Origin of the sequence: Nonomuraea sp. N2-4H, assembly GCF_045291505.1 — a bacterium.
Classification (GTDB): domain Bacteria; phylum Actinomycetota; class Actinomycetes; order Streptosporangiales; family Streptosporangiaceae; genus Nonomuraea; species Nonomuraea fastidiosa.
Genome location: NZ_CP147987.1, coordinates 2,091,617 through 2,113,568 on the forward strand (window position 1 = coordinate 2,091,617; position 21,952 = coordinate 2,113,568).

Annotated in this window: 23 protein-coding genes; 7 read left to right on the forward strand and 16 right to left on the reverse strand. The window is 72.0% G+C overall.

The features are described from left to right. Window positions 1-26 precede the first annotated feature (26 nt). The 10 genes from WBK31_RS09470 to WBK31_RS09515 form a co-directional block, all read right to left on the reverse strand. Window positions 27-929: a dihydrodipicolinate synthase family protein gene (locus tag WBK31_RS09470; RefSeq protein ID WP_364065324.1), complete on the reverse strand. Its 903-nt coding sequence runs from the start codon at window positions 927-929 to the stop codon at window positions 27-29. Beyond that, on the reverse strand, window positions 926-2,266 hold the full coding sequence (locus WBK31_RS09475; RefSeq protein ID WP_364065322.1) for an aminopeptidase P family protein: 1,341 nt from the start codon (window positions 2,264-2,266) through the stop codon (window positions 926-928). Before WBK31_RS09475 ends, WBK31_RS09470 begins: the two co-directional genes overlap by 4 nt. After that, window positions 2,259-3,536, reverse strand: coding sequence for an alpha/beta fold hydrolase (locus WBK31_RS09480; protein WP_364065320.1), 1,278 nt, complete (start codon window positions 3,534-3,536; stop codon window positions 2,259-2,261). Before WBK31_RS09480 ends, WBK31_RS09475 begins: the two co-directional genes overlap by 8 nt. Next, window positions 3,533-4,345, reverse strand: a complete 813-nt coding sequence (locus WBK31_RS09485) for an ATP-binding cassette domain-containing protein (RefSeq protein WP_364065317.1) — start codon at window positions 4,343-4,345, stop codon at window positions 3,533-3,535. Before WBK31_RS09485 ends, WBK31_RS09480 begins: the two co-directional genes overlap by 4 nt. Then, window positions 4,342-5,142: an ABC transporter ATP-binding protein gene (locus WBK31_RS09490; RefSeq protein ID WP_364065314.1), complete on the reverse strand. Its 801-nt coding sequence runs from the start codon at window positions 5,140-5,142 to the stop codon at window positions 4,342-4,344. Before WBK31_RS09490 ends, WBK31_RS09485 begins: the two co-directional genes overlap by 4 nt. Further along, window positions 5,139-6,098, reverse strand: a complete 960-nt coding sequence (locus WBK31_RS09495) for an ABC transporter permease (protein ID WP_406674647.1) — start codon at window positions 6,096-6,098, stop codon at window positions 5,139-5,141. The genes WBK31_RS09490 and WBK31_RS09495 overlap by 4 nt, the downstream gene beginning before the upstream one ends. A 33-nt stretch (window positions 6,099-6,131) precedes the next feature. Further along, a complete protein-coding gene (locus WBK31_RS09500) occupies window positions 6,132-7,001 on the reverse strand; it encodes an ABC transporter permease (protein WP_406675469.1) in 870 nt (289 codons plus the stop codon). 68 nt (window positions 7,002-7,069) lie between these two features. Further along, the gene (locus WBK31_RS09505) at window positions 7,070-8,755 is read right to left on the reverse strand and encodes an ABC transporter substrate-binding protein (protein ID WP_364065306.1); all 1,686 of its coding nucleotides are present in this window, start codon (window positions 8,753-8,755) and stop codon (window positions 7,070-7,072) included. After that, window positions 8,752-8,853, reverse strand: coding sequence for a hypothetical protein (locus WBK31_RS09510; RefSeq protein ID WP_406674648.1), 102 nt, complete (start codon window positions 8,851-8,853; stop codon window positions 8,752-8,754). The genes WBK31_RS09505 and WBK31_RS09510 overlap by 4 nt, the downstream gene beginning before the upstream one ends. After that, window positions 8,850-10,700, reverse strand: coding sequence for a glycoside hydrolase family 127 protein (locus tag WBK31_RS09515; RefSeq protein WP_406674649.1), 1,851 nt, complete (start codon window positions 10,698-10,700; stop codon window positions 8,850-8,852). Before WBK31_RS09515 ends, WBK31_RS09510 begins: the two co-directional genes overlap by 4 nt. Window positions 10,701-10,859: 159 nt before the next feature. Between WBK31_RS09515 and WBK31_RS09520 the strand changes: the two genes are divergently transcribed. After that, complete coding sequence (locus WBK31_RS09520) at window positions 10,860-11,477, forward strand: DedA family protein (RefSeq protein ID WP_364065301.1); 618 nt, start codon at window positions 10,860-10,862, stop codon at window positions 11,475-11,477. Here WBK31_RS09520 and WBK31_RS09525 read toward each other — a convergent pair. The 3 genes from WBK31_RS09525 to WBK31_RS09535 all read right to left on the reverse strand — a co-directional run bounded on the left by WBK31_RS09525 (window position 11,451) and on the right by WBK31_RS09535 (window position 13,676). Beyond that, window positions 11,451-12,191 (reverse strand): GntR family transcriptional regulator, encoded by a 741-nt coding sequence (locus tag WBK31_RS09525; RefSeq protein ID WP_364065298.1) that lies wholly within the window; start codon window positions 12,189-12,191, stop codon window positions 11,451-11,453. The two genes, WBK31_RS09520 and WBK31_RS09525, sit on opposite strands and share 27 nt — an antisense overlap. Before the next feature lie 64 nt (window positions 12,192-12,255). Next, the gene (locus WBK31_RS09530; protein WP_364065295.1) at window positions 12,256-12,954 is read right to left on the reverse strand and encodes an HAD family hydrolase; all 699 of its coding nucleotides are present in this window, start codon (window positions 12,952-12,954) and stop codon (window positions 12,256-12,258) included. Continuing rightward, entirely contained in the window at window positions 12,951-13,676 is a 726-nt protein-coding gene (locus WBK31_RS09535; protein WP_364065292.1) for a hypothetical protein, read from the reverse strand. Before WBK31_RS09535 ends, WBK31_RS09530 begins: the two co-directional genes overlap by 4 nt. Before the next feature lie 135 nt (window positions 13,677-13,811). Between WBK31_RS09535 and WBK31_RS09540 the strand changes: the two genes are divergently transcribed. Then, window positions 13,812-14,648, forward strand: a complete 837-nt coding sequence (locus WBK31_RS09540; RefSeq protein ID WP_364065289.1) for a Scr1 family TA system antitoxin-like transcriptional regulator — start codon at window positions 13,812-13,814, stop codon at window positions 14,646-14,648. Window positions 14,649-14,834: 186 nt separating this feature from the next. On the opposite strand, the gene WBK31_RS09545 is transcribed toward WBK31_RS09540, so the two are convergent. Further along, a complete protein-coding gene (locus tag WBK31_RS09545; RefSeq protein WP_364065286.1) occupies window positions 14,835-15,488 on the reverse strand; it encodes a GntR family transcriptional regulator in 654 nt (217 codons plus the stop codon). 68 nt (window positions 15,489-15,556) lie between these two features. On the opposite strand from WBK31_RS09545, the gene WBK31_RS09550 reads away from it, so the two are divergent. The 5 genes from WBK31_RS09550 to WBK31_RS09570 all read left to right on the forward strand — a co-directional run bounded on the left by WBK31_RS09550 (window position 15,557) and on the right by WBK31_RS09570 (window position 19,539). Further along, window positions 15,557-16,744: a CoA transferase gene (locus WBK31_RS09550; protein ID WP_364065938.1), complete on the forward strand. Its 1,188-nt coding sequence runs from the start codon at window positions 15,557-15,559 to the stop codon at window positions 16,742-16,744. Further along, window positions 16,741-17,595 carry an HpcH/HpaI aldolase/citrate lyase family protein gene (locus tag WBK31_RS09555; RefSeq protein WP_378790056.1) on the forward strand — a complete coding sequence of 285 codons (855 nt, stop codon included), beginning with the start codon at window positions 16,741-16,743 and terminating at the stop codon, window positions 17,593-17,595. The genes WBK31_RS09550 and WBK31_RS09555 overlap by 4 nt, the downstream gene beginning before the upstream one ends. Before the next feature lie 53 nt (window positions 17,596-17,648). Further along, on the forward strand, window positions 17,649-18,986 hold the full coding sequence (locus WBK31_RS09560; RefSeq protein WP_364065280.1) for a TRAP transporter large permease subunit: 1,338 nt from the start codon (window positions 17,649-17,651) through the stop codon (window positions 18,984-18,986). Window positions 18,987-19,000: 14 nt separating this feature from the next. Next, window positions 19,001-19,228 (forward strand): hypothetical protein, encoded by a 228-nt coding sequence (locus tag WBK31_RS09565; RefSeq protein ID WP_364065277.1) that lies wholly within the window; start codon window positions 19,001-19,003, stop codon window positions 19,226-19,228. A gap of 62 nt (window positions 19,229-19,290) precedes the next feature. After that, a complete protein-coding gene (locus WBK31_RS09570; protein WP_364065274.1) occupies window positions 19,291-19,539 on the forward strand; it encodes a hypothetical protein in 249 nt (82 codons plus the stop codon). Here WBK31_RS09570 and WBK31_RS09575 read toward each other — a convergent pair. After that, window positions 19,505-20,695 (reverse strand): FAD-dependent monooxygenase, encoded by a 1,191-nt coding sequence (locus WBK31_RS09575; RefSeq protein ID WP_364065271.1) that lies wholly within the window; start codon window positions 20,693-20,695, stop codon window positions 19,505-19,507. The genes WBK31_RS09570 and WBK31_RS09575 overlap by 35 nt on opposite strands. Before the next feature lie 131 nt (window positions 20,696-20,826). Next, window positions 20,827-21,678: a class I SAM-dependent methyltransferase gene (locus tag WBK31_RS09580; protein ID WP_378790055.1), complete on the reverse strand. Its 852-nt coding sequence runs from the start codon at window positions 21,676-21,678 to the stop codon at window positions 20,827-20,829. Window positions 21,679-21,952 lie beyond the last annotated feature (274 nt).

The following is a 21,952-nucleotide window of genomic DNA, read 5'->3' on the forward strand; positions in this document are numbered from 1 at the left end:
CGCCAGGTATGGAACCGTGCCAGGCGTCAGCGGTAGCCCTTGGCGAGTACCTCGCGGGTCTGCCTGGTGATCTGGGCCTCCTGCTCGGTGGTGAGGGCGACGCGGGGCGGGCGGCAGGGCCCGCCCTTGCGTCCCGCCAGGTCCATCGACAGCTTGATCGACTGGACGAACTCCGTTTTGGAGTCCCACCGCAGTAGCGGGTGCAGGTCGCGGTAGATCGGCAGCGCCTTCTCGACGTCCCCGGCGACCGCGAGCCGGTAGAGCTCGACGGTGGCGCGGGGGATCATGTTGGGGTATCCGGCGATCCAGCCGACCGCGCCGGCGATGGCCAGTTCGAGCAGCACGTCGTCGGAGCCGATCAGCAAATCGAGGCCGGGCGCGCGCTCGGCCAGCTCGTACGCCCTGCGCACGTCCCCGCTGAACTCCTTGACGGCCACGATGAGCCCTTCGTGGTGCAGCTCGGCCAGCAGCTCAGGGGTGAGGTCGACCTTGGTGTCCAACGGGTTGTTGTAGGCGACGATCGGCAGCCCCACCTTGGCGACCTCGCGGTAGTGGGCGACGACGGCCCGCCGGTCGGCGCGGTAGGCGTTGGGCGGCAGCAGCAGCACGGAGGAGGCGCCGGCCTCGGCGGCCTGCTCGGCCCAGCGCCGCGACTCGGCGGCCCCGTACGCGGCCACGCCCGGCATCACGTGGAAACCGCCGGGGGCGGCCTCGACGGCGGTGCGGACGACGCGGGCCCGCTCGTCGGCGGTGAGCGTCTGGTACTCGCCGAGCGACCCGTTGGGGCAGACGCCGTCGCAGCCGCCGTCGGCGAGGAAACGGACGTGCTCGGCGTAGGCGTCGTAGTCGATGGTCAGGTCGTCGTGGAAGGGCAGCGCGGTGGCGACGTGCACGCCGTGCCAGACCGGAGCGTTCGCCTGGGCGGTCATGATGTCCTCTCTTTGGTCCAGATCTCCAGGCCGCTCGCGGTGATGGGCAGCGCGGCCGACAGGTTCTCGGCGCCGTCGGCGGTCACCAGCAGGTCGTCCTCGATGCGGACGCCGATGCCGCGCAGCTCGGGCGGGACGGTGGTGTCGTGGGCGTGGAAGTACAGGCCGGGCTCGACGGTGAGCACCATGCCGGGCGCCATGTCGGCGCCGTGGTAGGCCTCGGGCCTGGACTGGGCGCAGTCGTGCACGTCGAGCCCGAGGTGGTGGCCGATGCCGCAGACGAGGTAGCGGCGGTGGTGCTGGCCCTGATCCGACAGGGCCTCGTCCACGGAGACGGGCAGCAGGCCCCAGTCGTGCAGGCCGCGCGCGATGACCTCCATCGCGGCGTGGTGGAAGGCGGTGAACGGCTTGCCCGGCCCCACCTGAGCGAGCCCGGCCCGGTGGGCCTGCTCGACGAGGTCGTGCACCTGCCGCTGTGCGGGGGTGAAGGCGCCGGATGCGGGGATGGTGCGGGTGACGTCGGCGGTGTAGTGAGAGCGGGTCTCGACGCCCATGTCGAGCAGCAGCAGCTCGCCGGGCAGGACGGGGCCGTCGCAGCGCACCCAGTGCAGGGTGGGGGCGTGCGGGCCGCTGCCGACGATGGAGGCGTAGCCGGGGCCGTTGCCGTAGGTGCGGGCGTAGCGGTCGAAGGTGCCCTGCAGCCAGCGTTCGCCGCCGGCGCGGATGGCGGCGGGCACCTCGGCGGCGACGGCGGCGAAGCCTTCGACGGTGCGGTCCACGGCCTCGCGGAGCTGGGCGATCTCCCACTCGTCCTTGATCATGCGGAGTTCGGCGAGCACCTGCCGCAGCTCGTCGGCGTCGGCGGTGAGCGCGCCGTCGGGGGTGCCCGGGTAGTCGGGCAGCGGCAGCACCGTCACGCCGAGCGCGGCCGACCACTCGGCGAGCGAGGGGGACGGGCCGACCCACAGCTCGCCGTAGGCGGCGTCGGCGAAGAAGCCGGTCTCGCCGGGGCGGGCGGGCGGCGGCAGGTAGAGGGTGGCGTCGCCGTCGCGGACGACGGCGATCGCGTTCTCGGCGGCGCAGCCGGTCAGCCAGTAGAAGTCGCTGTCGACGCGGAAGCCGTAGGCGGTGTCGTTGGAGCGGGTGGGCGCGCGGCCCGCGGCCACCACGACGGTGCGGCCGGGCAGCGCGGCGGCCAGGCGGGCGCGGTGGGCGGCGGCCGCCTCCGCGGCCCCCGGCACCAGGTCGGGGGTGCGGGCGGGGGACTCCCAGCCCTGGGCGATGTACTCGGCGAACGCGGGGATCTCCGACAGCCGGGGCAGCCTGCGGTCACTCATCGGTGATTCCTCCTCCCATCTGGCGGACGAGCTCGGTGAGGCGGGCGAAGACGCGTTCGTCGCCGATGCCGTCGTGCTCGTACTCGTTGGTGACCCAAGCCTGGGTGTTGCCGACCCGGGCGGCGGTCTGCAGTTGCAGGCCGGAGTCGACGTACATGTCGTCGAAGTAGACGGCGGCGGCCACGGGCACCTCGTTGGCGGCCAGCCGGTCGGTGTCGTAGAGGGGCGGCCAGTCGTCGCGGGCGGCCAGCAGCTCGACGGCGCCGCGGAAGGGCCGCAGCGCGCGGATCTCCTCGAACATCCAGGGGTACATCATCTCGCCGGTGAACAGCAGCGGCCTGGCGTCCTCGGCGAAGGCCGGGTGGCGCTCGCGCTCGCGCTGCGCGGCCCAGGCGGTGGCGCCGGGGCCCGAGCCGTAGATGCTCTCCTGAAGCGCGGCGAACAGCGGGTTGTCGGCGTAGGAGGAGCGGGCGAGCACCTGGTGCAGGAACGTCTCGGGCAGCCCGTCGGACTCGTCCAGCAGCCAGTGCATGCGCTCGTAGCCGGGTTTCATGCCGAAGTCGATGCCGAGCGACTGCAGCCGCCGTACGGTGAGGACGTCGCCGTCGGGCAGCAGCACGTCGCCTGCGGCGAGCCGGTCGGCCAGGCGGGCGGTGGTCTCGACGTGGTGCGGGTAGCGGCGGTAGAACTCGGCGTTCTTGGCGGCCACCCGCGGATAGGTGCGGCGGTAGACCTCGGCGGCGTCGGGGTCGAGCGAGGGCAGGCCGCCGGTGACGTAGCAGGCGCTCAGGCCCTGCGGCGCGCGCGACAGGTAGGTGAGGGTGAGGAAGCCGCCGTAGCTCTGGCCGAGCGTGGACCAGCGGCGGCCGCCGAAGACGGCGGTGCGCAGGTGCTCGGCGTCGGCCACGATGGAGTCGGCGCGGAAGTGGGCGAGGTAGGCGGCGCCCTGCTCGGCGGTGAGCGTGCTCATCAGCCGGCCGTCGACGCGGGAGCTGCGGCCGGTGCCGCGCTGGTCGAGCAGGATGACCCGGTACGTCCGCAGCGCGTGCCCGAGCCAGCCGGACGTGCCGACGGGCCGGGGCGCCTTGCCGCCCGGGCCGCCCTGGAGGAAGAGCAGGCAGGGCAGCTCCTCGCGGTCGCGGGCCGGGTCCACCAGCTCGCGGGCGAAGACCTCGATCGTGCGGCCGCCGGGGTCGGACCAGTCGAGCGGGACGCGTTCGACGTGGTCGCGCACCCGCATGCCGGGGATGGTGTAGGTGGCGGTGATCAACTGTTCTCCCTCCTGCGGCGGTCCCACTCGGGGTTGATGCGGGGGATGGCCGCAAGCAGCGTGCGCGTGTACTCGTCCTGGGGATCGCCGAAGACCTGCTCGGTGGTGCCGAGCTCGACGATGCGGCCCTTGCTCATCACGGCGACGCGCTGGGCGATCTGGCGCACCACGGCCAGGTCGTGGGCGATGAACACGTAGCTGAAGCCGCTCTCGCGCTGCAGCCGCCGTAGCAGCTCGATGATCTGCGCCTGGACCGAGACGTCCAGCGCGGAGACGGCCTCGTCGCAGATCACCAGCTTGGGGTTGACGGCCAGGGCGCGGGCGATGCCGATGCGCTGGGCCTGGCCGCCGGAGAACTGGGCCGGGTAGCGCAGCGAGTGGTCGGGGTTGAGCCCGACGCGTTCCATGAGTTCCTTGGCGTACGCCCGCCGGCCGCCCTTGGGGGTGCGGCCCTGGTAGATGAGGGGCGCGTTGATGATGCGTTCGACGGTGTGGCGGGGGTTGAGCGAGGAGAACGGGTCCTGGAAGACGACCTGGACGTTGCCGCGGAAGCGGGTCAGCGCCTCGCCCTTGGCGTGGGTGACGTCCTCGCCGTCGAACTCCAGGGTGCCGGAGGTCGGGTCCATCAGCTTGGCGATCATGCGGGCGGTGGTGGACTTGCCACTGCCCGACTCGCCGACCACGGCGAGCGTCTCGCCGAGCCGTACGTCGAAGCTGACCCGGTCCACGGCGGTGAACTCGGCTTTGGAGCCGAGCGGGCCGCGGGTGACGAACCTCTTGGTGAGGTCCTTGGCGCGCAGCAGCGTCATGGGGCCACCTCGTCGTCGATGCGGGGGATGCTCTCCAGCAGCATGCGGGTGTAGGCGTGGCGGGGCTCGGCGAAGATCTGCTCGGCGGTGCCGTACTCGACCTGCTCGCCGCGGCGCATCACCAGCACGCGGGTCGCGATCGAGCTGATCACGGCCAGGTCGTGGGTGATGAACACCATGCCGGTGCCGCTCTGGCTGCGCAGGTCGGCCAGCAGGCGCAGGATCTGCGCCTGCACGGTGACGTCCAGGGCGGTCGTGGGCTCGTCGGCGATGAGCAGCTTGGGCCGGCACACCAGCGCCATCGCGATCATGATGCGTTGCCGCTGACCGCCGGAGAACTGATGCGGGTAGTGGTTGACGCGCCGCTCGGGGTCGGGCAGGCCGACCTGGGCGAGCGCCTCGATGGCGACCTTTCTGGCGGCCTTTCTCGACCGGTCCCGGTGCGCGCGGTACATCTCCTCGATCTGCAGCCCGACCGTGTAGTACGGGTTGAGCGACGACAGCGGGTCCTGGAAGATCATCGACATCTGGTCGCCGCGGAGCCTGCGCAGCTCGCGCTCGGGGCGGCCGAGCAGCTCGGTGCCGTCGAGCCTGATGCTGCCGCTGGTTATGGCGCCCTTGGGCAGCAGGCCCATGACGGCCAGGCTGGTCATCGACTTGCCGGAGCCCGACTCGCCGACGATGCCGACGGTCTCGTCCCTGCCGACGGTGAAGGAGACGTTCTTGACCACGTCCACGGGGCCGCGCGTGGTGGGGAACGTGACGGTGAGGTCTTCCACCTCCAGCAGCTCGCTCATGGCGACGTGATCCTCACTCTCGGGTCGAGCCGGGTGTAGACGAGGTCGACCACGACGTTGCCGACCACCACGAAGAACGCCGCCAGCAGGGTGACCGCCATGATGACGGGCTGGTCGTTCTTGGCGATGGAGTCGGCGGCCATCTTGCCGACGCCGTTCAGCCCGAAGACGGTCTCGGTGATGAGCGCGCCGCCCAGCAGGCCGGCGAAGTCCATGCCGAAGATCGTGGCGATCGGGGTGAGCGCGGGCCGCAGCGCGTGCCTGCGCATGGTGAGCAGCGGCGGCAGGCCCTTGCTCCTGGCGGTGCGCATGAAGTTCTCGGCCAGGGTGTCGATGACGTTGGCGCGGGTGAGCCGGGCGTACAGGCAGGCGTAGCCGGTGGCCAGCACGATCCACGGCATCAGGTACGACTGGAACCACGTCAGCGGGTCGTCGGAGAACGCCACCGCCTGCGGGAACGGCAGCACCTGGAGCTGGACGACGAGCACGTACTGCAGGGCGAGCGCCAGCACGTAGTTGGGGATGCTGGAGCCGCCGAGCGCCAGGCCCATCGCGGTGCGGTCGATCCAGGTGCCCTCCTTGACGGCGCTGAGCAGGCCGGCGGCGATGCCGACGAGCAGCCACAGCACGGCGGCGCCGATGGCGACGGTGGCGCTGACCGGCAGCCGCTCCACCACCATCTCCATGACGGACTGATTGGTCTGGAAGCTGTAGCCGAGGCAGGGCGCGGGACAGTGGACGAGGTTGGCGCCCTCGCCGTAGTCGCGCCCGGCGAAGATGCCGGCGAGGAAGCCGAAGAACTGGGTGAAGAACGGCCGGTCCAGGCCGAGCACGCCGCGGATCTGGTCGATGCGCTCCGGTGTGCAGGTCTTGCCGCAGATCATCACGGCCGGGTCGGGCTGCAGGGTGAAGAACAGCACGAACGTGAACAGGCACACCAGGAACAGGATGACCACGACGCCGGCCAGGCCAGGCCACGTAACGGGCCATCATGCGGCCTCCCCCGCGTCGTAGGCGGCTCTGATCCGGTCGCCGAGCACGGTCAGCGACAGCACGGTGAGGAACAGGAAGCCGCCGGGGATGACGAAGTACATCGGATCGACGGCGTACCAGCCGACCGAACTGGAGATCATCTGGCCCCACGACGGGGTGGGCGGGGTGACGCCGACGCCGAGGAACGACAGCCCGGCCTCGGTGCCGACGTACCCGGGCACGGCCAGGGTGGTCATGACGATGAGGGAGCTGCGCAGGTTGGGCAGGATCTCCTTGAACACCAGCGCTCCGGTGGAGGCGCCGCAGGCCCGCGCGGCCTCCACGAACTCCCGGTTGACCAGCGTCAGCGTCTGCCCGCGCACCACCCGCGCCAGGTACGGCCAGCCGAACACGCTGATCACCACGACCAGCAGCACCGGCCGGTTGCCCTGGGGCAGCGCCGACAGGATGGCGATCATGAAGATCAGCGCGGGGAAGGCCATGAGGAAGTCCATGACCCGGCAGATCACCTGGTCCACCCAGCCCTGGTAGAACCCGGCCAGCATGCCGAGCACGACGCCGAGCAGCGTGGTCAGGGCGGTGGCCGAGGCGGCGATGATGAGGGAGACGCGGGCGCCGTAGGCGATGCGGGCGAGGATGTCGCGGCCGTTCTGGGGTTCGACGCCCAGCGGGTGCTCGGCGCTGATGCCGCCGAGCGTGCCGTACGGGACGCCGCCCAGGTCGGTGTCGACGGCGGCGGTGTCGAAGTCGTTGGGGCCGTGGCCGGTGATCGCGGTGATGAGCGGGGCGCAGATCGCCATCAGCACGATCAGCGCGAGGTAGGCGCCGCTGAGCACGGCGCCTCGATCGCGCAGCAGCACGCGCAGGACGCGCCGGCCGAGGTGGCGGGCGCGCCGCCCGCCACCTGTTGCTCTGGATGCGCTGCGACCGTCATCTACTTCGTCGGGTCCGCAAGGCCGACGGAGACGAGGTCGACGCCGCCGGAGTAGGAGTTGTGCTGGTAGGCGCCGGCGATGTTGGCGCCGTTGACGAGGATGAGCTTCTCGTAGGCCAGCGGCACGACCGGGGCCAGCTCCATGATCTGCTTGTCCAGCTCGCCGTAGGCGGCGTTGGCCTCGTTGACGTCGGTCATCTCGGCGATCTCGTCGATCCTGGCGTTGATGGCCTTGTCGTTGATCTGGGCGATGTTGGAGTTGCCCTTGGCGGTGATGTTGCGGCCGTCGAACAGCGGCGGCAGGAACGTCGCGCCGGACGCCCAGTCGGGGCACCAGCCGGTGACGGCCATGTCGTTCTGCTTGGCGGGGGTGCCGATGACCTCGTAGAAGGTGGACGCGTCGATGTTGTTGATCTTGACGTCGATGCCGATCTTCTTCAGCGACTCCTGCACGGCGACCGAGACGGCGGCCATCTTCGGCTGCGCCCTGGTGTCGAGGGTGAGCGAGAAGCCGCCGGACAGGCCGGCCTCGGCCAGGAGCTGCTTGGCCTTCTCCACGTCGTACGGGTAGGGGTCGTAGTCGACGCGCCCGGCGACGGTGGGCGGCTGGATCGAGGTGCCCTTCTCGGCCAGCGTGGAGCCGCCCAGGGCGGCGACGATGGTGTCCTTATCGATGGCGTGGTTGATGGCCTGCCGGACGCGGACGTCCTTGAGGTACTTCTTGGTGGTGTTCAGCCCCATATAAGTGGTGCAGCCGTTGAGGCCGGACAGCGTGCGCGCCTTGATCTGCGGCGCCTGCACGCGGGCGACGGTGGCGGCCTGGATGCTGGGGCCGATCGCGTCGGCGTCGGTGCCCTGACCGGCGAGCATGCGCTCGTCGATGGTGGCCGGGTCGAGGCCGAAGGTCCACTCGAAGCCGTCCGGCCTGGCCGAGCGCACGGTGTCGGTCTCGGGTTTCCAGTGCGGGTTGCGCTCCAGCTTCAGCGACACGTTGCGCTGGTAGGAGGCCACCTTGTACGGCCCGCTCGCGATGGGCTTGCTGTCGAAGGCGCCGCCCGCGCCGGTGCCCTTGGGGAAGGGGGTGAAGTTGGGCAGCGCCAGCGCGCTGGGGAAGTCGGCGTACGGCTTCTTGAGGTGGATGACGACGGTCTTGTCGTCGGGGGTCTCGATGGTGTCGAGGTCGCCGGACAGGTAGGGGCCCTTGTAGTCCTTGGGGGCGTCCAGCAGCAGCCTGCCGTACGGGGAGCCGATGCCGGCCTCGGGGTCGAAGGCGCGGGAGAAGCCGAACTTGACGGCCTCGCTGGTGATGGGGGTGCCGTCTTCGAAGAAGATGTCGTCCTTGAGGGTGAAGGTCCAGGTCTTGGCGTCGTCGGACGGCGTGCCGGTGTCGGTGGCGAGGTCGGGGACGATCTTCGTGCCCTCCTCGCCGGGCCCGGCGCCGAACGTGGTCAGGCCCCGGTAGATGAGCCGGTAGAAGTTGTTGACACCGCCGTCGAAGCCGCGCGCCGGGTCCAGGTGGGAGAAGTCCGCGTTGGCCAGCACGTGCACGATGCCGCCCGTGGCGGGGGTGGCGGACGTGCCGGTAGCGCCGGTGCCGCCGGGGCCCTGGGCCGCTCCGCCGCCGCATGCCGACAGTGCCAGCACGACGGTCATCGTGGCGCTCGCGAGCGCCGCCGGTCGTCTCATGTCGCCTTCTTTCCGTTGGTCGTGTTCGGGGTCCTGACCCAGACCCGCATCGCCGCGGGGCCGCGGTTGCCCCACAGGAAGTAGGGGACGAAGGTCACGGGAACCTGCGTCTCGGGCTGAGCAGTGTCGGGGCCGGCAGCTCGGGGTAGAGCTCGGGCGGGGGAGGGGGAGCGGTGCGCGCGGTGACGTTCAGCACGACCGCGCCGGGCGCGAGGTCGTCACGCCGCCCGATCTCGGCTTCGAGGGCCTCCGGTACGCCGACCAGCAGGTCGTCCACGGCCGCCTGCGGGCTGTCGTGCTGCTCGACGCAGTAGACGATCGGGCCGCGGGCCAGCGCGATGGCGCCTCTGGTGGCGTCCAGGTAAGGGTGTGAGCCGTGCGCCCTGACCGGCATCGGCAGGGTGAGCCGCACCTCGTCGCCCGGCGACCAGAAGCGCTCGACGGTGAGCCAGCCGCCGTCCGGCTCGCCGGTCCACGTCTCGCCGTTGACGGTGGCGGTGGCGCCGCGGGCCCAGCCGGGCACGCGCAGCGCCAGCGCGTACCGGCCGGTGGGGGCGCGGCGGACGGTGAGCCGCACGTCGCCGTCCCACGGGTAGCCGGTCGCCATGTCCAGGTCCAGCTCGGCCGTCTCGACGCGGGCGGTGGCGTACTGGGCGATGAGCACCGCGCCGTCGCGCTCGGCCGCCACGTAGTCGGCGAGCTGCGCCATCCAGCGCACGATGTTGGGCGGGCAGCACGGGCAGCCGAACCAGGCGCGGCGCAGCGGCTCGCCGTCCGCCTCCGCGCCGCTGCGCTGGGCGTGGTCGGGGCGGCGCTGCAGCGGGTTGTCGTAGAAGAACGCGCGGCCGTCGGCGGACAGGCCGACCGCGTAGGCGTTGTAGAGCACCCGCTCGAACACGTCGAGGTAGGAGGCGCCGCCGGTGGCCAGGAACATGCGCCAGGCCCACTGCATGAGGGCGATGGCGGCACAGGTCTCGGCGTAGGCGCGCTCGGACGGCAGCTCGTAGCGGTCGCCGATGGCCTCGTCGGAGTGGCGGCTGCCGAGCCCGCCGGTGATGTAGAGCTTGGTGGCGACCATGTCGTCCCACAGCCGCGTGAGCGCCTTCTCCAGCGTGCGGTCGCCGGTCTCCAGCAGCACGTCCGCGGCGCCGGCCGCCAGGTACGCCATCCGCACCGCGTGACCGGTCACAGACGGCAGCTCGCGGAAGGGCACGTGATCCTGGAAGTAGTCGCCGGGAAAGATGCTGTGCGTGAGCTGGCCGGAGCCGCGCCGGTCGATGAACGCGGCGGCCAGGTCGAGGTAGGCGCGCTCGCCGGTCTCCCGGTAGAGCTCGACCAGCGCCATCTCCACCTCGGGGTGCCCGTCGATGCCGCCGCCGGCGAAGCGCTCGGTCACCAGGTCGGCGAAGCGGCGGGCGACGCGCAGCAGCCGGTCGTCGCCCATGCGCCGGCTGGCGGCCACGGCGGCCTGGATGAGGTGGCCCAGCGTGTACAGCTCATGACCCCAGGCCAGGTCCTCCCACGGTTTCTTGGCGGCGGCCGGGTCCTGGAAGAACGAGTTGAGGTAGCCGTCGCCGGCCTGCACGCGTTCCAGCAGGCAGACGACCTCCTCGTAGAAGTCGCGCACCCCTTCCTCCGCGGTGCCGTCGCCGAGGTCGTAGGCGAGCCCCTCCAGGGTCTTGTAGAGGTCGGTGTCCAGGAAGGGGTAGCGGCCCCGGTACGGCGGAGGGTCCTGCTCCAGAAGCCGGCTCAGGTTGGCCACGTTGCCCGCCGCGCGGAGCTGCTCGATGGTGTGCGGGATCGTGGCCGTGCTGTTGCGGACCCGGAAGTGGTGGAGCAGGCCGCCGGTGATGCGCACTCCCGGAAGCGGGCGTACCGCCCCGGAGGCGGCCCCCGGAGTGAGACGCACGGCACCGGCCGGCGGCGTGACCTGCTTAGACGTCATGAACCATCCCAGTAATGTGTGGCATTGCACTGAACCATAGAAGTCGGGACGGTTCCTTGCCAAGGGTTACGGGCCCACTGAAACGAACGTAATCACCCCGGAACCTCCGGTTCATGCGGACGGTCCGAGCAGCACCCGGACGGCGCTAGGGTTTTCGAGATGCACATCGATGACTGGCTGCAGGCGATCCCCGCCGGCTGGCTGTACGCCACCGTCGCCCTCGTCATCGGCCTGGAGAGCCTCGGCATCCCGCTGCCCGGCGAGATCGTGCTGGTGAGCTCCGCCATCCTGGCCTCCAAGGGCGTCGTGCACCCGGCCTGGGTGGCGGCCTGCGCGGGCACCGGCGCCATCGTCGGCGACACGGCCGGCTACGCCATCGGCCGCAGAGGCGGCGCCGCCCTGTTCGCCCGGCTCGGCCGCCGCTTCCCCCGCCACTTCGGGCCCCGCCACATCAGCAAGGCCGAGCACTACTTCACCCGCTTCGGCATGTGGGCGGTCTTCTTCGGACGGTTCGTGGCGCTGCTGCGCATCCTGGCCGGGCCGCTCGCGGGGGCGCTGCGCATGCCGTACTGGCGCTTCGCCGTCGCCAACGTGCTCGGCGGCATCGTGTGGGCGGCCGGCACCACCACGGTTGTCTACTACCTCGGGCTGGTCGCCGAGAAGTGGCTCAAGGGTTTCTCCTGGGCAGGGCTCGGCGCGGCCGTCGTCATCGGCGTGTGCACCACGCTCTACCTGCGCCGCCGCGCCGCCTCAGCGCTCGATGAGGGTGACCTCTAGCGAGTAGTGGGAGGCCCGGTAGACGTGCGAGCCGTGCTCGACCGCCCGGCCCTGGTCGTCGTAGGTGGTGCGGACCATCGTCAGCAGCGGCGCGCCCCTGCGCTCCTGCAGCAGCCTGGCCTCGGCCTGCCCGGCGGCCCGCGCGCCGATGCGCTGGTTGGCCACCCGCATGCGCACGCCCGCGCCGCGCAGCAGCTCGTACAGGCCGCGGCTCTCCAGATCGGCCGCGGTGAGCTGGGCCAGGCCCAGCGGCAGCCAGTTGTGCAGCACCGCCAGCGGCTCGCCGGCCGCGAAGCGCAGCCGCTCCAGATAGAGGATCTGCGAGCCCGGCTCCACGCCCAGGATGGCGGCGATCTCCTCATCCACCGGGCGCGGCTCCAGCGCCAGCACCTGCGTGGCCGGCTCCTGGCCCGCCCTGCGCAGGTCGTCGTAGAGGCTGGTCAGCTCGACCGAGCGCTTGACCTGGCCGTGCACCACCTGCGTGCCGACGCCGCGCTTGCGCACCAGCAGGCCCTTGTCCACCAGATATTGGATGGCCTGGCGGATGGTGGGCCGCGACAGGCCGAGCTTGTCGGCCAGCAGGATCTCGTTGTCCAGCCGCGAGCCCGGGGGCAGGTCGCCACGCCGGATCGCCTCGGCGATCTGCTCGGCCACCTGGAAATACAGCGGCACGGGGCTTGACCGGTCGAGGTCGATGGCCAGGTTGGCGGTCATGCTGATCAGCTTAACCCAGGTCAGAATGTCCTGACAAATGAGTCAAGCTGTCGTGGCGGCCCGGTCAGGACCGCAGCAGCGGCGCCAGCCCGGCCAGCGAGGTGATCCTCGGGAACCCCTCGGGGCCGCCGCCGGCGTTCAGCCGGTCGAGCCAGACCGAGCGCATGCCCGTCGCGGCCGGGGCCGTCACGTCCTTGACGACGTCGTCGCCCACCAGCAGCACCTCCTGCGGCGCCAGCCCCAGAGCCGCCGCGGCCCGCGCGTACGCCTCCGGCTTCGGCTTGAAGCAGCCGGCCAGCACCTCGCCGGTCAGCACCGGGCCGACCTTGCCCTCCAGCCCGATCGCGCGGACCTTCGCCTCCTGCACGCGCTGCCCGCCGTTGGTCAGCACGCCGAGCGTGAACCCGGCGAGCTCCGCCACCGCGTCCGCCGCGTCGGGGAAGGCCCGCCAGGAACGCCGGTAGCGGACGACGAACTCCTCGTAGGCGGCGTCGAGATCGCCGGGGGCGGGCACGTCCAGCTCGGCGCAGAGCGCGGAGAGCCGCAGCCGCCGCTGCTCGTCCATGGTGCAGCGGCCCGCGTGCCACATCGCCAGGTACGGCTCCTCCAGCGCCGCCCACAACGCCGGCACCTCCGCCAGCCGCGGATGCCCGGGATAACGCTCGGCCGCCCAGGAGGCGATGGCCGCATCGGCCGCGCCGCGATGGTCCAGCAGCGTCCCGTCCAGGTCGAACAGCACGCCCTTGATCGCCGGCCCGGTCATGCGGCGGCGCTCGCGACGATCCTGGCCGCCGTCTCGCGCGGCGGGTAGCCCAGCGTCAGCCCGCGCACCGACAGCGCCGCCTGCGCGAAGCGCTCCTCGGCCGGCTCGGTCAGCACGTACGACAGCGCCGGCGACAGCGCGCGATGCTCCTCCAGCGCCGCCGCCTCCCGGTCGGCCAGGTCCTCCGGCAGCGCCTCGCGGTAGTCGGCGATCAGCGCGTCGAGGTCGAAGAGCTGCCCGTAGCGCTCGGAGGTGCCCGCCACCACGCGCACCAGGTCGCCCTCGGCCCGCGCCTGGTAGACCAGGTTCGTGCCGCCGCTCTTGGCGAACCAGCGCATCGCCTCGTCCACCGGCAGCGCGAACGCGCCGTACGGCTTGCGCCCGTACAGCAGGGCCTCGGCGATCCACCGGTCGCACCACAGCTCGTCGCGGTAGGGCGCGGGCGCGCCGGGATCGACGGCCATGCCCTGGGCCAGCACCGGGTTCCAGGCCGACACCATCGGGCTGGAGAAGCGCGGCATGCGGGGGCCGCGCCAGTGGCTCAGCGCGTAGCCGTACCAGACGGTCACCACCTCCATCTGGCGCTTGGGCAGCGGCCGCTCGTAGGTGCCGTTCATGATCTGGCCGCCGTCGGGGTGGCGCCACGGGCCCGGCGGGACGTCCGTCTCCGTGGGGACCGGGGGAGTCCGGTAGTCGGGATGGAGTGTCCAGGCGTCCGCCAACAGTCCCTGCCTTTCGGATCGGCGTATGCATTCGGTGTCGGGCCACTAGAGTGGCCATCGTGCATCACCCGTCACCCTGTTGCAATAGACCTGGTGTAAACGCTGATTTTTGTCATCGGTGGTTGTGACAGACGTATGCAGTTGAGCGTTGTGGCGGCCCGTCTCTCCGCGTTGCGCGTCGGGGCCGGGCTGTCGATGAAGTCCGCGGCCGACGCCGCCGGGCTCAACACCTCCACCATCTTCCGCATCGAGCACGGGCTGGTCGCGCCCCGCGAGGCCACCGTGCGCACGCTGCTGGAGCTGTACGGCGAGGGCGAGCACGTCTCCCGCGTGCTGTCGCTGCTGCGCGAGGAGCGCGCGCCCGGCTGGTACGACGCCCCCGGCGTGCCGCTGCGGCTGTCGGCGTTCCTGGAGCTGGAGGACCGGGCGCAGATCATCTACACCTACTGCCCCCACCAGATCCCGGCTCTGCTGCAGACCCCCGCCTACGCGCTGTCGGCCGCGCTCGCCGGGCTGCTGCCCGGCGCCACCTACGAGCAGGCCGCCGCCTGGGCCGGGCTGATCGCGGCCCGGCAGCGGCTGCTCGACCGGCAGCACGGGCCGCGCCTGTGGGCGGTCATCGACCGTACGGCGCTGCTCGACCCGCCGCTCAGCCGGCCCGAGGACCGCCGCGCCCAGCTCGACGCGCTCACCGCGGCCACCAAGCAGCAGCACATCGCGCTGCAGGTGGCCCGGCCGGTCGCCGAGAGCGGCTACCTCTACCAGGGGCCGCCGTTCACGCTGCTGCGCTTCGCCGAGCCCGACAGGCCCGACGCGCTGGTGCTGCACCTGCTGCACGCGCCGGTCGTCATCGAGGACCGGCGCCGGGTCGAGGAGCACCAGCAGGCGTTCGCCCGGCTGTCGCTGTCGGCGCTGCCGGTCGACGCGACCGCCGACGTGCTCGACGAGATCAGGAACGCCCTGCCCGGCTGATTCCAGGATCGACCCCGTTTCCGGGCGCGCGCCGCTCGCCCGGCCGTGGCTGCCCCGGCCCGGCCGGAAGGCGCGGTGGGGGCCCGGGGCGTGCGGGGCGGTCGTGAGGAACGGTCGGGGCCCGGCCGAAGGCGCGGTGGGGGCCTGGGTCGGCCGGTGCGGCCGTGGGGATCGGCCGGGGAGCGGTCAGCGGTGCTGGCGGTAGGAGCCGGCGGCCTGGACATGGTCGATCATGATGCGTTCGGCCGCCGCGCCGTCGCCGGACTCCAGCGCAGCCAGGATGCCCTCGTGCGCGTCGAGCTGCGCCCGCACCTGCGTCTCGTCCAGCCACAGCGACGCCTCGGCGGGCACGGGGAAGCTGTTGCGCACCGACCTGGCGTGCCCGCCGAGGAAGGCGGGCCCGCCGATGTCCACGATGCGCAGGTGGAAGCGCCGGCTCTGCTCGCCGAGCCGGTCGTTCCTGCCCTCGGCGGCGTCGCGTTCCATCGCGGCGTGCAGCTCGCGCAGCTCGGCCAGCTCATCGGCGGTGATCCTGGCCGCCGCGAGCCGCGCGCCCAGCCCTTCGACGACCGCGCGCAGCCCGTAGTACTCGGCCAGCGCCTCGTCGCCCAGGTCCACCACGGTCGCGCCGTGGTGCGGCTCGTAGCTGATCAGCCGGTCCTTCTCCAGCCTGCGCAGCGCCTCGCGCACCGGCGTGACCGACACCCCGAGCCGCTTGGCCACCTCCGCGGCCCTGACCGCGGTCCCTCCGGGGATCCGCGCCGAACGGATCTCCTCCAGCAGCACGGCGTAGACGTAGTCGGCCTTGCTCATCGGCGGCCGCGGCTCGGTGGCTGACATGTCCCCAAGTGTCTCGCAAAATGGTCACATGGTTGACCTATGACTTATTTCTTATAAGTTACATGCCCATGACGAGCCTCGACGACCTGCGGGTCATCGACGCGGCGACCCTGTTCGCCGGTCCCTCCGCCGCCATGATGCTCGGCGACTTCGGCGCCGACGTGATCAAGATCGAGCACCCGAAGCGGGGCGACCCCTCGCGCGGGCACGGCGCCTCGGTCGACGGCGTGGGCCTGTGGTGGAAGACCCTGTCGCGCAACAAGCGCACCGCCGCCGTCGACCTGTCGCGCCCCGAGGGGCAGGAGATCCTGCGCCGCCTCGTGGAACGCTCCGACGTGCTGATCGAGAACTTCCGTCCCGGCACGCTCGAACGCTGGAACCTCTCGCCCGACGACCTCCTCGAGCTCAATCCCCGGCTCATCGTCGCCAGGATGACCGGGTTCGGGCAGTTCGGTCCGATGGCCAAGCGGCCCGGCTTCGGCACCCTCGCCGAGGCCATGAGCGGCTTCGCCGCCATGACGGGACAGCCCGACGGGCCGCCCACCCTGCCGCCGCTCGCCCTGGCCGACGGCATCGCCGGCCTGGCCATGTCGTACGCGATCATGGTCGCGCTGCACGCCCGCGAGCGCACCGGGCGCGGCCAGGTCATCGACATGGCCATCATCGAGCCGATCCTGGGGCTGCTCGGGCCGCAGATGACCGCGTACAAGGCGCTCGGGGTCGTGCCGAAGCGCACCGGCAACCGCTCCAGCAGCAACGCCCCGCGCAACACCTACCGCACCCGCGACGGCCGCTGGCTGGCCATCTCCACCAGCGCCCAGCCCATCGCCGAGCGCGTGATGACCCTCGTCGGGCGGCCCGACCTGGTCGAGCAGCCGTGGTTCGCCACCGGGCACGGCCGGGTGCAGCACGTGGACGAGCTGGACGAGGCCGTCGCCTCCTGGATCGCCGAGCGCGACGCCGACGAGGTCATCGCCGCCTTCGAGGAGGTGCAGGCCGCCGTCGCCCCCATCTACGACGTCAGGGACATCGCCGAGGACCCCCAGTACGCCGCGCTCGGCACGTTCGTCGAGGTGCCGGACGAGGAGCTGGGCTCGCTCACCATGCAGAACGTGCTGTTCCGCCTGTCGGACACCCCCGGCGAGATCCGCTGGCCGGGCCGCCCGCTCGGCCACGACACCGACGAGGTGCTCGGCGAGCTCGACTACCCCGAAGACCGCATCGCGCGGCTGCGCGAGGACGGGGTGATCGCGTGAGCGCGCCCGCCCACCCGCCGGTGACCTGGCTGTACGTGCCGGGCGACCGCCCCGAGCGGTTCGGCAAGGCCGTCGCCTCCGGCGCGGACGTCGTCATCATCGACCTGGAGGACGCGGTCGCCCCGGCCCGCAAGGACGAGGCCAGGGAGAACGCCGTCGCCTACCTGCGCGAAAGGCCCGACGGCGGCGTGTTGCACGTGCGGGTCAACGACCCCGCCACCGCGCGCGGCCGCGACGACCTGGCCGCCGTCGCCGGCCTGGCCGACGCCGTGCGGCTGCCGAAGGTCGAGTCCACCGGCGTGCTCGACGCGCTGACCGGCGCGCCCGCGTACGCGCTGCTCGAATCCGCGGCCGGGATCGTCAACGCCCGAGAGATCGCCGCGCACCCGAGCGTGGCCGGCGTGGCGCTCGGCGAGCAGGACCTCGCCAGCGAGCTCGGCATCACCGACGAGCAGGCCATGAACCACCTGCGGCTACAGGTCGTGCTCGCCGCCGCCGCTGCCGGGCTGCCCCCGGTGCCGATGTCGGTCTACCCGGACGTCAAGGACGAGGCGGGCCTGCTCGCCTCCTGCCGGGCCGGACGCGCGATCGGCATGTTCGGCAGGACCGCCATCCACCCGCGCCAGATCCCCGCGATCAGGCGGGCCTTCCGCCCCGGCGAGGAGGAGACGGCCAGGGCCGCCGAGATCGTCGCCGCGGCCGAGCGGGCCGAGCAGGCCGGGCTCGGCGCGGTCGCGCTGCCCGACGGCCGCTTCGTGGACGCTCCCATCGTCGCCAGGGCCCGCCGCACGCTCGCGCTCGCCCGCCATCTCGCCGAGCCTCCCGCGCAGGCCCCGCCGACCGGCACCTGAACCCCCAGGCGCCGCACCACCCCACCCCCAACGCCCCTGGAGGACTTCACGCCATGGGAATCGCCGTATGGGCGCTCATCGCCTACATCGTCATCATCGTCGTCTGGAACGGCGTGCTGAAACGCAACATCGGTGAGGCGATGCTCATCGGATTCGCCGGCGTGTGCCTCTTCGGCGGCGGGCGCTTCTTCGAGCTGGCCTGGGCGGGCATCGCCGACGCCATGGCCGAGGAGGTCGTCTTCGCCGCCCTGGCGTTCGTCTTCATGGGCTACCTGCTGACCCGGCTCGGGCTCATCCAGGAGCAGGTCACGGTGCTCAACTCGGTGTTCGGCCGGCTGCGCGGCGGCGCGGGATACGTCTCGACCGCGGCCGCCGCGCTGCTCGGCGGCCCCTCGGGATCCGGCTCCGGCATCTCGGCCTCCGTCGGCTCGGTCACCATCCCCTGGATGATCCGCTCGAACTGGCGGCCCGACCTCGCCGCCTCGCTGGTCGCCGGCAACGCCGGGCTCGGCATCTCGATCCCGCCGAGCTCGTCGATGTTCCTGCTGCTCGGCTCGGCCGCCGTCGCGCCGGTGCTGAGCGCCGACCAGCTCTTCGTGCCCGCCCTCGTGGGCGGCCTGTGGACGGTGGCGCACCGGTTCGTGGTGGTGTTCCTGTGGGTGCGCAGGAACCGCATCGCCGCCACCGACGCCTCCGACATCCTCCCGCTGCGGGAGGCGCTGCGCGCCGGATGGGCCTCGCTGCTGGTCTACGCCGGCATCCTCATCCCGGTGCTGATGACGCTGGACTTCGGCAAGGCGCTGATGGAGTCGCGGGTCGGTGAGGCGGCCGACGGCATCAGCATCGTCGTGTGGATCCCGGTGCTGACCGTGCTGGCCACGTTCGCGGTGGCCTGGCGGCGGCTGCCGCGCACCGCGAGCGCCTGGAGCGAGCTGCTCGGCGAGATGGCGCCCCGCTACGCCGTCATCGGCGCCACCCTGTTCTTCGCCTTCGCCGCCGCGGCCGCCCTGGGCGAGCTGGGCCTGGTCGAGCAGCTCACCACGATCATGGAGGGCGTGGACGCGCCCGCCGTCGTCATCGCCGCCATCGTCGGCCTGCTGCTCGTCGTCATCGCCGCGCCGCTGACCGGCACCGCCACGATCGCCGCCGTCGGCGGCGTCGCCTTCAGCGCGCTCACCGCCGCGGGAGTCGCGCCCGCCGCCGCGGCCACCGCCATCCTCATCTTCGCCTCGACCGAGGGCGCGTCCCCGCCGGGAGCCGCCCCCATCTACATCGCCAGCGGCATCGCCCAGGTGGACCCGGCCAGGACGTTCGGCCGGCTCATCCTGTGGTTCGTCATCCCGACCCTGGTCATCGGCGTGCTCATCGCCACCGGCGTGCTGCCGATCTGAGAGGAGCCCCCGTCATGCGACAGCTCACCATGATCCTGTTCAAGATCGGCCTCGTGCTGTTCCTCGCGCTCGGCGTCGTGCTCGTGCTGGCGCAGGCCGTCGGCCTCATCGCCGGCAGCCCCGGCCTGGTGTCGGGCGCGGTCGCGGCGCTCGGCCTGCCCATGACCGTCGCGGCTGGGGTGACCGGCCTGCTCGGGTTCGTGATGTCGTACGTCTTCCACTGGAAGACCGGCGAGGACTGAACCGCGCCCCGCATGGACGGCGACGGCCTGGGTAGTCGTGCCGCCGAACACGCGGGGGAAGCATGAAGACGCAGCTGCGGAGCAGGAAGCGCGGCATGGACCGGGCCGTCATGCTGGCGAGGACGGCCGCATCGCCCAAGCCCGGCATGGGCGCGCGGGTCAAGAAGCGGGTCACGAAGGCCGTGACCCGGCCCAAGACGGTCCTGCTCGGCTCGGCGCTGCTGGCGGCGTTCCTCGCCGGCCGGGCCTCGCGCCGGCAGCGCAGGCCGGGTCACCTCATTCCGATATCCGGGGGCGCCGCCCGGGGATGAGCTTCGCGGCCAGCAGCGACAGGTTCTCGGCCGACTGGCCGAGGAAGTAGTACAGGCGCGGCGGCAGCAGCGGCAGCAGCCGCGAATGCCGCTCGTTGAGCAGCGCGACCATCTGCTTCGGCGGCAGGTCGATGTAGCGCGGCACGTTCTCGTACCAGCGGGAGCTGTTGCGCGCCGCCCGCTGCGAGACGCGGATCGCCGCGCGGCGCTCGCGCTCGTAGCGGGCCAGCGCGCGGCTCAGCTCGGGCTCGGCGTGCAGCGCCTCCACCAGGTACGCGGCGTCGCCCAGCGCCAGCGCGGTGCCCGCGCCGATGGAGTAGTGCGTGGTGTGCGCGGCGTCGCCGAGCAGCACCACGTTGTCGCGGTACCACCTGCGGTTGGTCAGCGTACGGAAGTTCAGCCAGCGCGCGCTGCCGCCGCCCTCCGTGCTGGTGAGCAGCGGGTGGCCGTCGAGCACCTCGGCGAACAGTTTCTCCAGCTGGGCCAGCCCGTCGGCCTCGCTCGCCGTGTCCAGCCCCAGGCCCCGCCAGGTGTCGGGGGCGCACTCGACGATGAACGTGCTGTGGCCGGGGTCGTAGCCGTAGCCGTACCCCCAGATCCAGCCGTGCGGCGTCTCGGTGAAGGCGAAGGTGAACGCGTCGAGCGCCTTGGTGGTGCCGAGCCACATGTACATGTTGCGGCCGACCGACACCTCGGTGCCGTAATGCCCGGCGTCCCGCTCGCGCAGCACGCTGTTGATGCCGTCGGCGGCCACCACCAGGTCGGCGTCAGGGAATTCCGCCTCGGCGGTGATCTCGCGCTCGTACTCGATGCGCACGCCGAGCTCCGTGGCCCGCGCGGCGAGGATGTCGAGCATGCGCTGCCGCCCGACGCCGAACCCCTCGTCGCCGTGCTCGACGACGACGGTCGCGCGGTCCTGCACGTGCACGACCCAGCTGTCCCACCGCACGGACGACTCGCCGATGGCGCGCGCGGACTCGGGATCGACCTCGTGCAGGTAGTCGAACAGCTCCTCCCAGTACGTCACCCCCCACCCGTAGGTGGCGCCGGCCGGGTAACGCTCGTAGACGGTGATCTCGTGGGAGGGGTCCACCCGCTTCATCAGGATGGAGAAATACAGGCTGGCGGGTCCGCCGCCGACGCAGGCGACCTTCACAACGAGCTCCTCACCGTACTAAACGTCACCATTCAGGTGCAGAGAGTAGCAAGAGGTGGGCGGTGCGGCCGGACGCCGCGCCGCCCACCAGGACGAACGCGTACCTTTTCTGGACCTTCCGCTTTTTTAGGTCAGGCGGTGACCGTGGCGCGCACGAGGCGGCACACGTCCGACGGGCGCAGCGCGTCGCCGCGCTGCCAGAGCGCCGGATCGACGCAGTCCGCCTGCCGCACGTGCTCGGCCACCTCCAGGCCATGCCGCTTGAGCAGGGCCGTCAGGTCGTCGGGGGCGAAGAACGACAGCCACGGCTCGCCGCGCTCGGCGGCCGCCCCGGCCGCGTGGCCGGCGTACGAGGCGCCGCGCGCGTCGCGCAGCTCGGGCGGCAGGGCGTACTCCATGACCAGCTCGCTGCCCGCGGGCAGGCGGCCGAGCGCGGCGAGGGTGGCGGCGACGGCCTCCTCGGTGAGGTACATGGTGACGCCGAGCCAGCTCACGAACGCGGGCTCGCCGTCGCTGAGCCCGGCCTCGCGCAGCGCCTGCGGCAGGTCGCCGGATTCGAAGTCGAGCGGCGCGAACGTCAGGCCGGACGGCTGATCGAGGCCCGCCGCGGCGATCAGCTCGCGCTTCCACCGCTGGGTGTCCGGGTGGTCCACCTCGATCACCCTGACGTCCGGCCGCGCCCGCCAGGCGTAGGTGTCGAGCCCCGCGCCCAGCAGCACGTGGTGGCGCACGCCCGCCTCGGCCGCCTCCGCCGCACGCCGCTCGATGTAGGCGCTGCGGGTGGTCACCTGGGCGCGGGTGCCCGCCAGGATGGGGTGCTCGCCGAAGCGGCGGTGGTAGCCGATCGGCTCGTCGGCCAGGGCGCCGAGCAGCCGGGCGGCCAGGGTGTCGCGGAAAAGGAACGGCTCGGCGTCCACGATGAGGTGGGCGGCGCGGGCGGCGGCGGCCATGAGCGCGGTCTGGCTTGGTTGCGCGTCTCGCATGTACGGTGCGTTCCTTTCAGGAAATGTTCGGGAACGCTGATGTTAAGCGCGCAAATCACCACTCCAAAACCATCATAGCAGCCTAAAATAAATTGTTTATTGTGTGCTTATTGCGGGCGAATAACGAATCCTTTCTGGTATTTGTCCGCCGCTGCGGTGATGCTCGGGGAGCGCGGGTCCGGGCGCGCGTGACGCGAGGGCCGCGTGACGCGAGGGCCGCGTGACGCGGGGCGCGAGGGCCGAGGGTACGTGTGCCGCGAGGGGTGCGGGCGCA

What these genes read in the sequence shown, in the direction of transcription:
- WBK31_RS09470 (WP_364065324.1), bottom strand. Translation starts at nt 929, where the DNA reads ATGACCGCCCAGGCGAACGCTCCGGTCTGGCACGGCGTGCACGTCGCC.
- WBK31_RS09475 (WP_364065322.1), bottom strand. Translation starts at nt 2,266, where the DNA reads ATGAGTGACCGCAGGCTGCCCCGGCTGTCGGAGATCCCCGCGTTCGCC.
- WBK31_RS09485 (WP_364065317.1), bottom strand. Translation starts at nt 4,345, where the DNA reads ATGACGCTGCTGCGCGCCAAGGACCTCACCAAGAGGTTCGTCACCCGC.
- WBK31_RS09490 (WP_364065314.1), bottom strand. Translation starts at nt 5,142, where the DNA reads ATGAGCGAGCTGCTGGAGGTGGAAGACCTCACCGTCACGTTCCCCACC.
- WBK31_RS09505 (WP_364065306.1), bottom strand. Translation starts at nt 8,755, where the DNA reads ATGAGACGACCGGCGGCGCTCGCGAGCGCCACGATGACCGTCGTGCTG.
- WBK31_RS09515 (WP_406674649.1), bottom strand. Translation starts at nt 10,700, where the DNA reads ATGACGTCTAAGCAGGTCACGCCGCCGGCCGGTGCCGTGCGTCTCACT.
- WBK31_RS09520 (WP_364065301.1), top strand. Translation starts at nt 10,860, where the DNA reads ATGCACATCGATGACTGGCTGCAGGCGATCCCCGCCGGCTGGCTGTAC.
- WBK31_RS09525 (WP_364065298.1), bottom strand. Translation starts at nt 12,191, where the DNA reads ATGACCGCCAACCTGGCCATCGACCTCGACCGGTCAAGCCCCGTGCCG.
- WBK31_RS09530 (WP_364065295.1), bottom strand. Translation starts at nt 12,954, where the DNA reads ATGACCGGGCCGGCGATCAAGGGCGTGCTGTTCGACCTGGACGGGACG.
- WBK31_RS09540 (WP_364065289.1), top strand. Translation starts at nt 13,812, where the DNA reads ATGCAGTTGAGCGTTGTGGCGGCCCGTCTCTCCGCGTTGCGCGTCGGG.
- WBK31_RS09545 (WP_364065286.1), bottom strand. Translation starts at nt 15,488, where the DNA reads ATGTCAGCCACCGAGCCGCGGCCGCCGATGAGCAAGGCCGACTACGTC.
- WBK31_RS09550 (WP_364065938.1), top strand. Translation starts at nt 15,557, where the DNA reads ATGACGAGCCTCGACGACCTGCGGGTCATCGACGCGGCGACCCTGTTC.
- WBK31_RS09560 (WP_364065280.1), top strand. Translation starts at nt 17,649, where the DNA reads ATGGGAATCGCCGTATGGGCGCTCATCGCCTACATCGTCATCATCGTC.
- WBK31_RS09565 (WP_364065277.1), top strand. Translation starts at nt 19,001, where the DNA reads ATGCGACAGCTCACCATGATCCTGTTCAAGATCGGCCTCGTGCTGTTC.
- WBK31_RS09570 (WP_364065274.1), top strand. Translation starts at nt 19,291, where the DNA reads ATGAAGACGCAGCTGCGGAGCAGGAAGCGCGGCATGGACCGGGCCGTC.
- WBK31_RS09580 (WP_378790055.1), bottom strand. Translation starts at nt 21,678, where the DNA reads ATGCGAGACGCGCAACCAAGCCAGACCGCGCTCATGGCCGCCGCCGCC.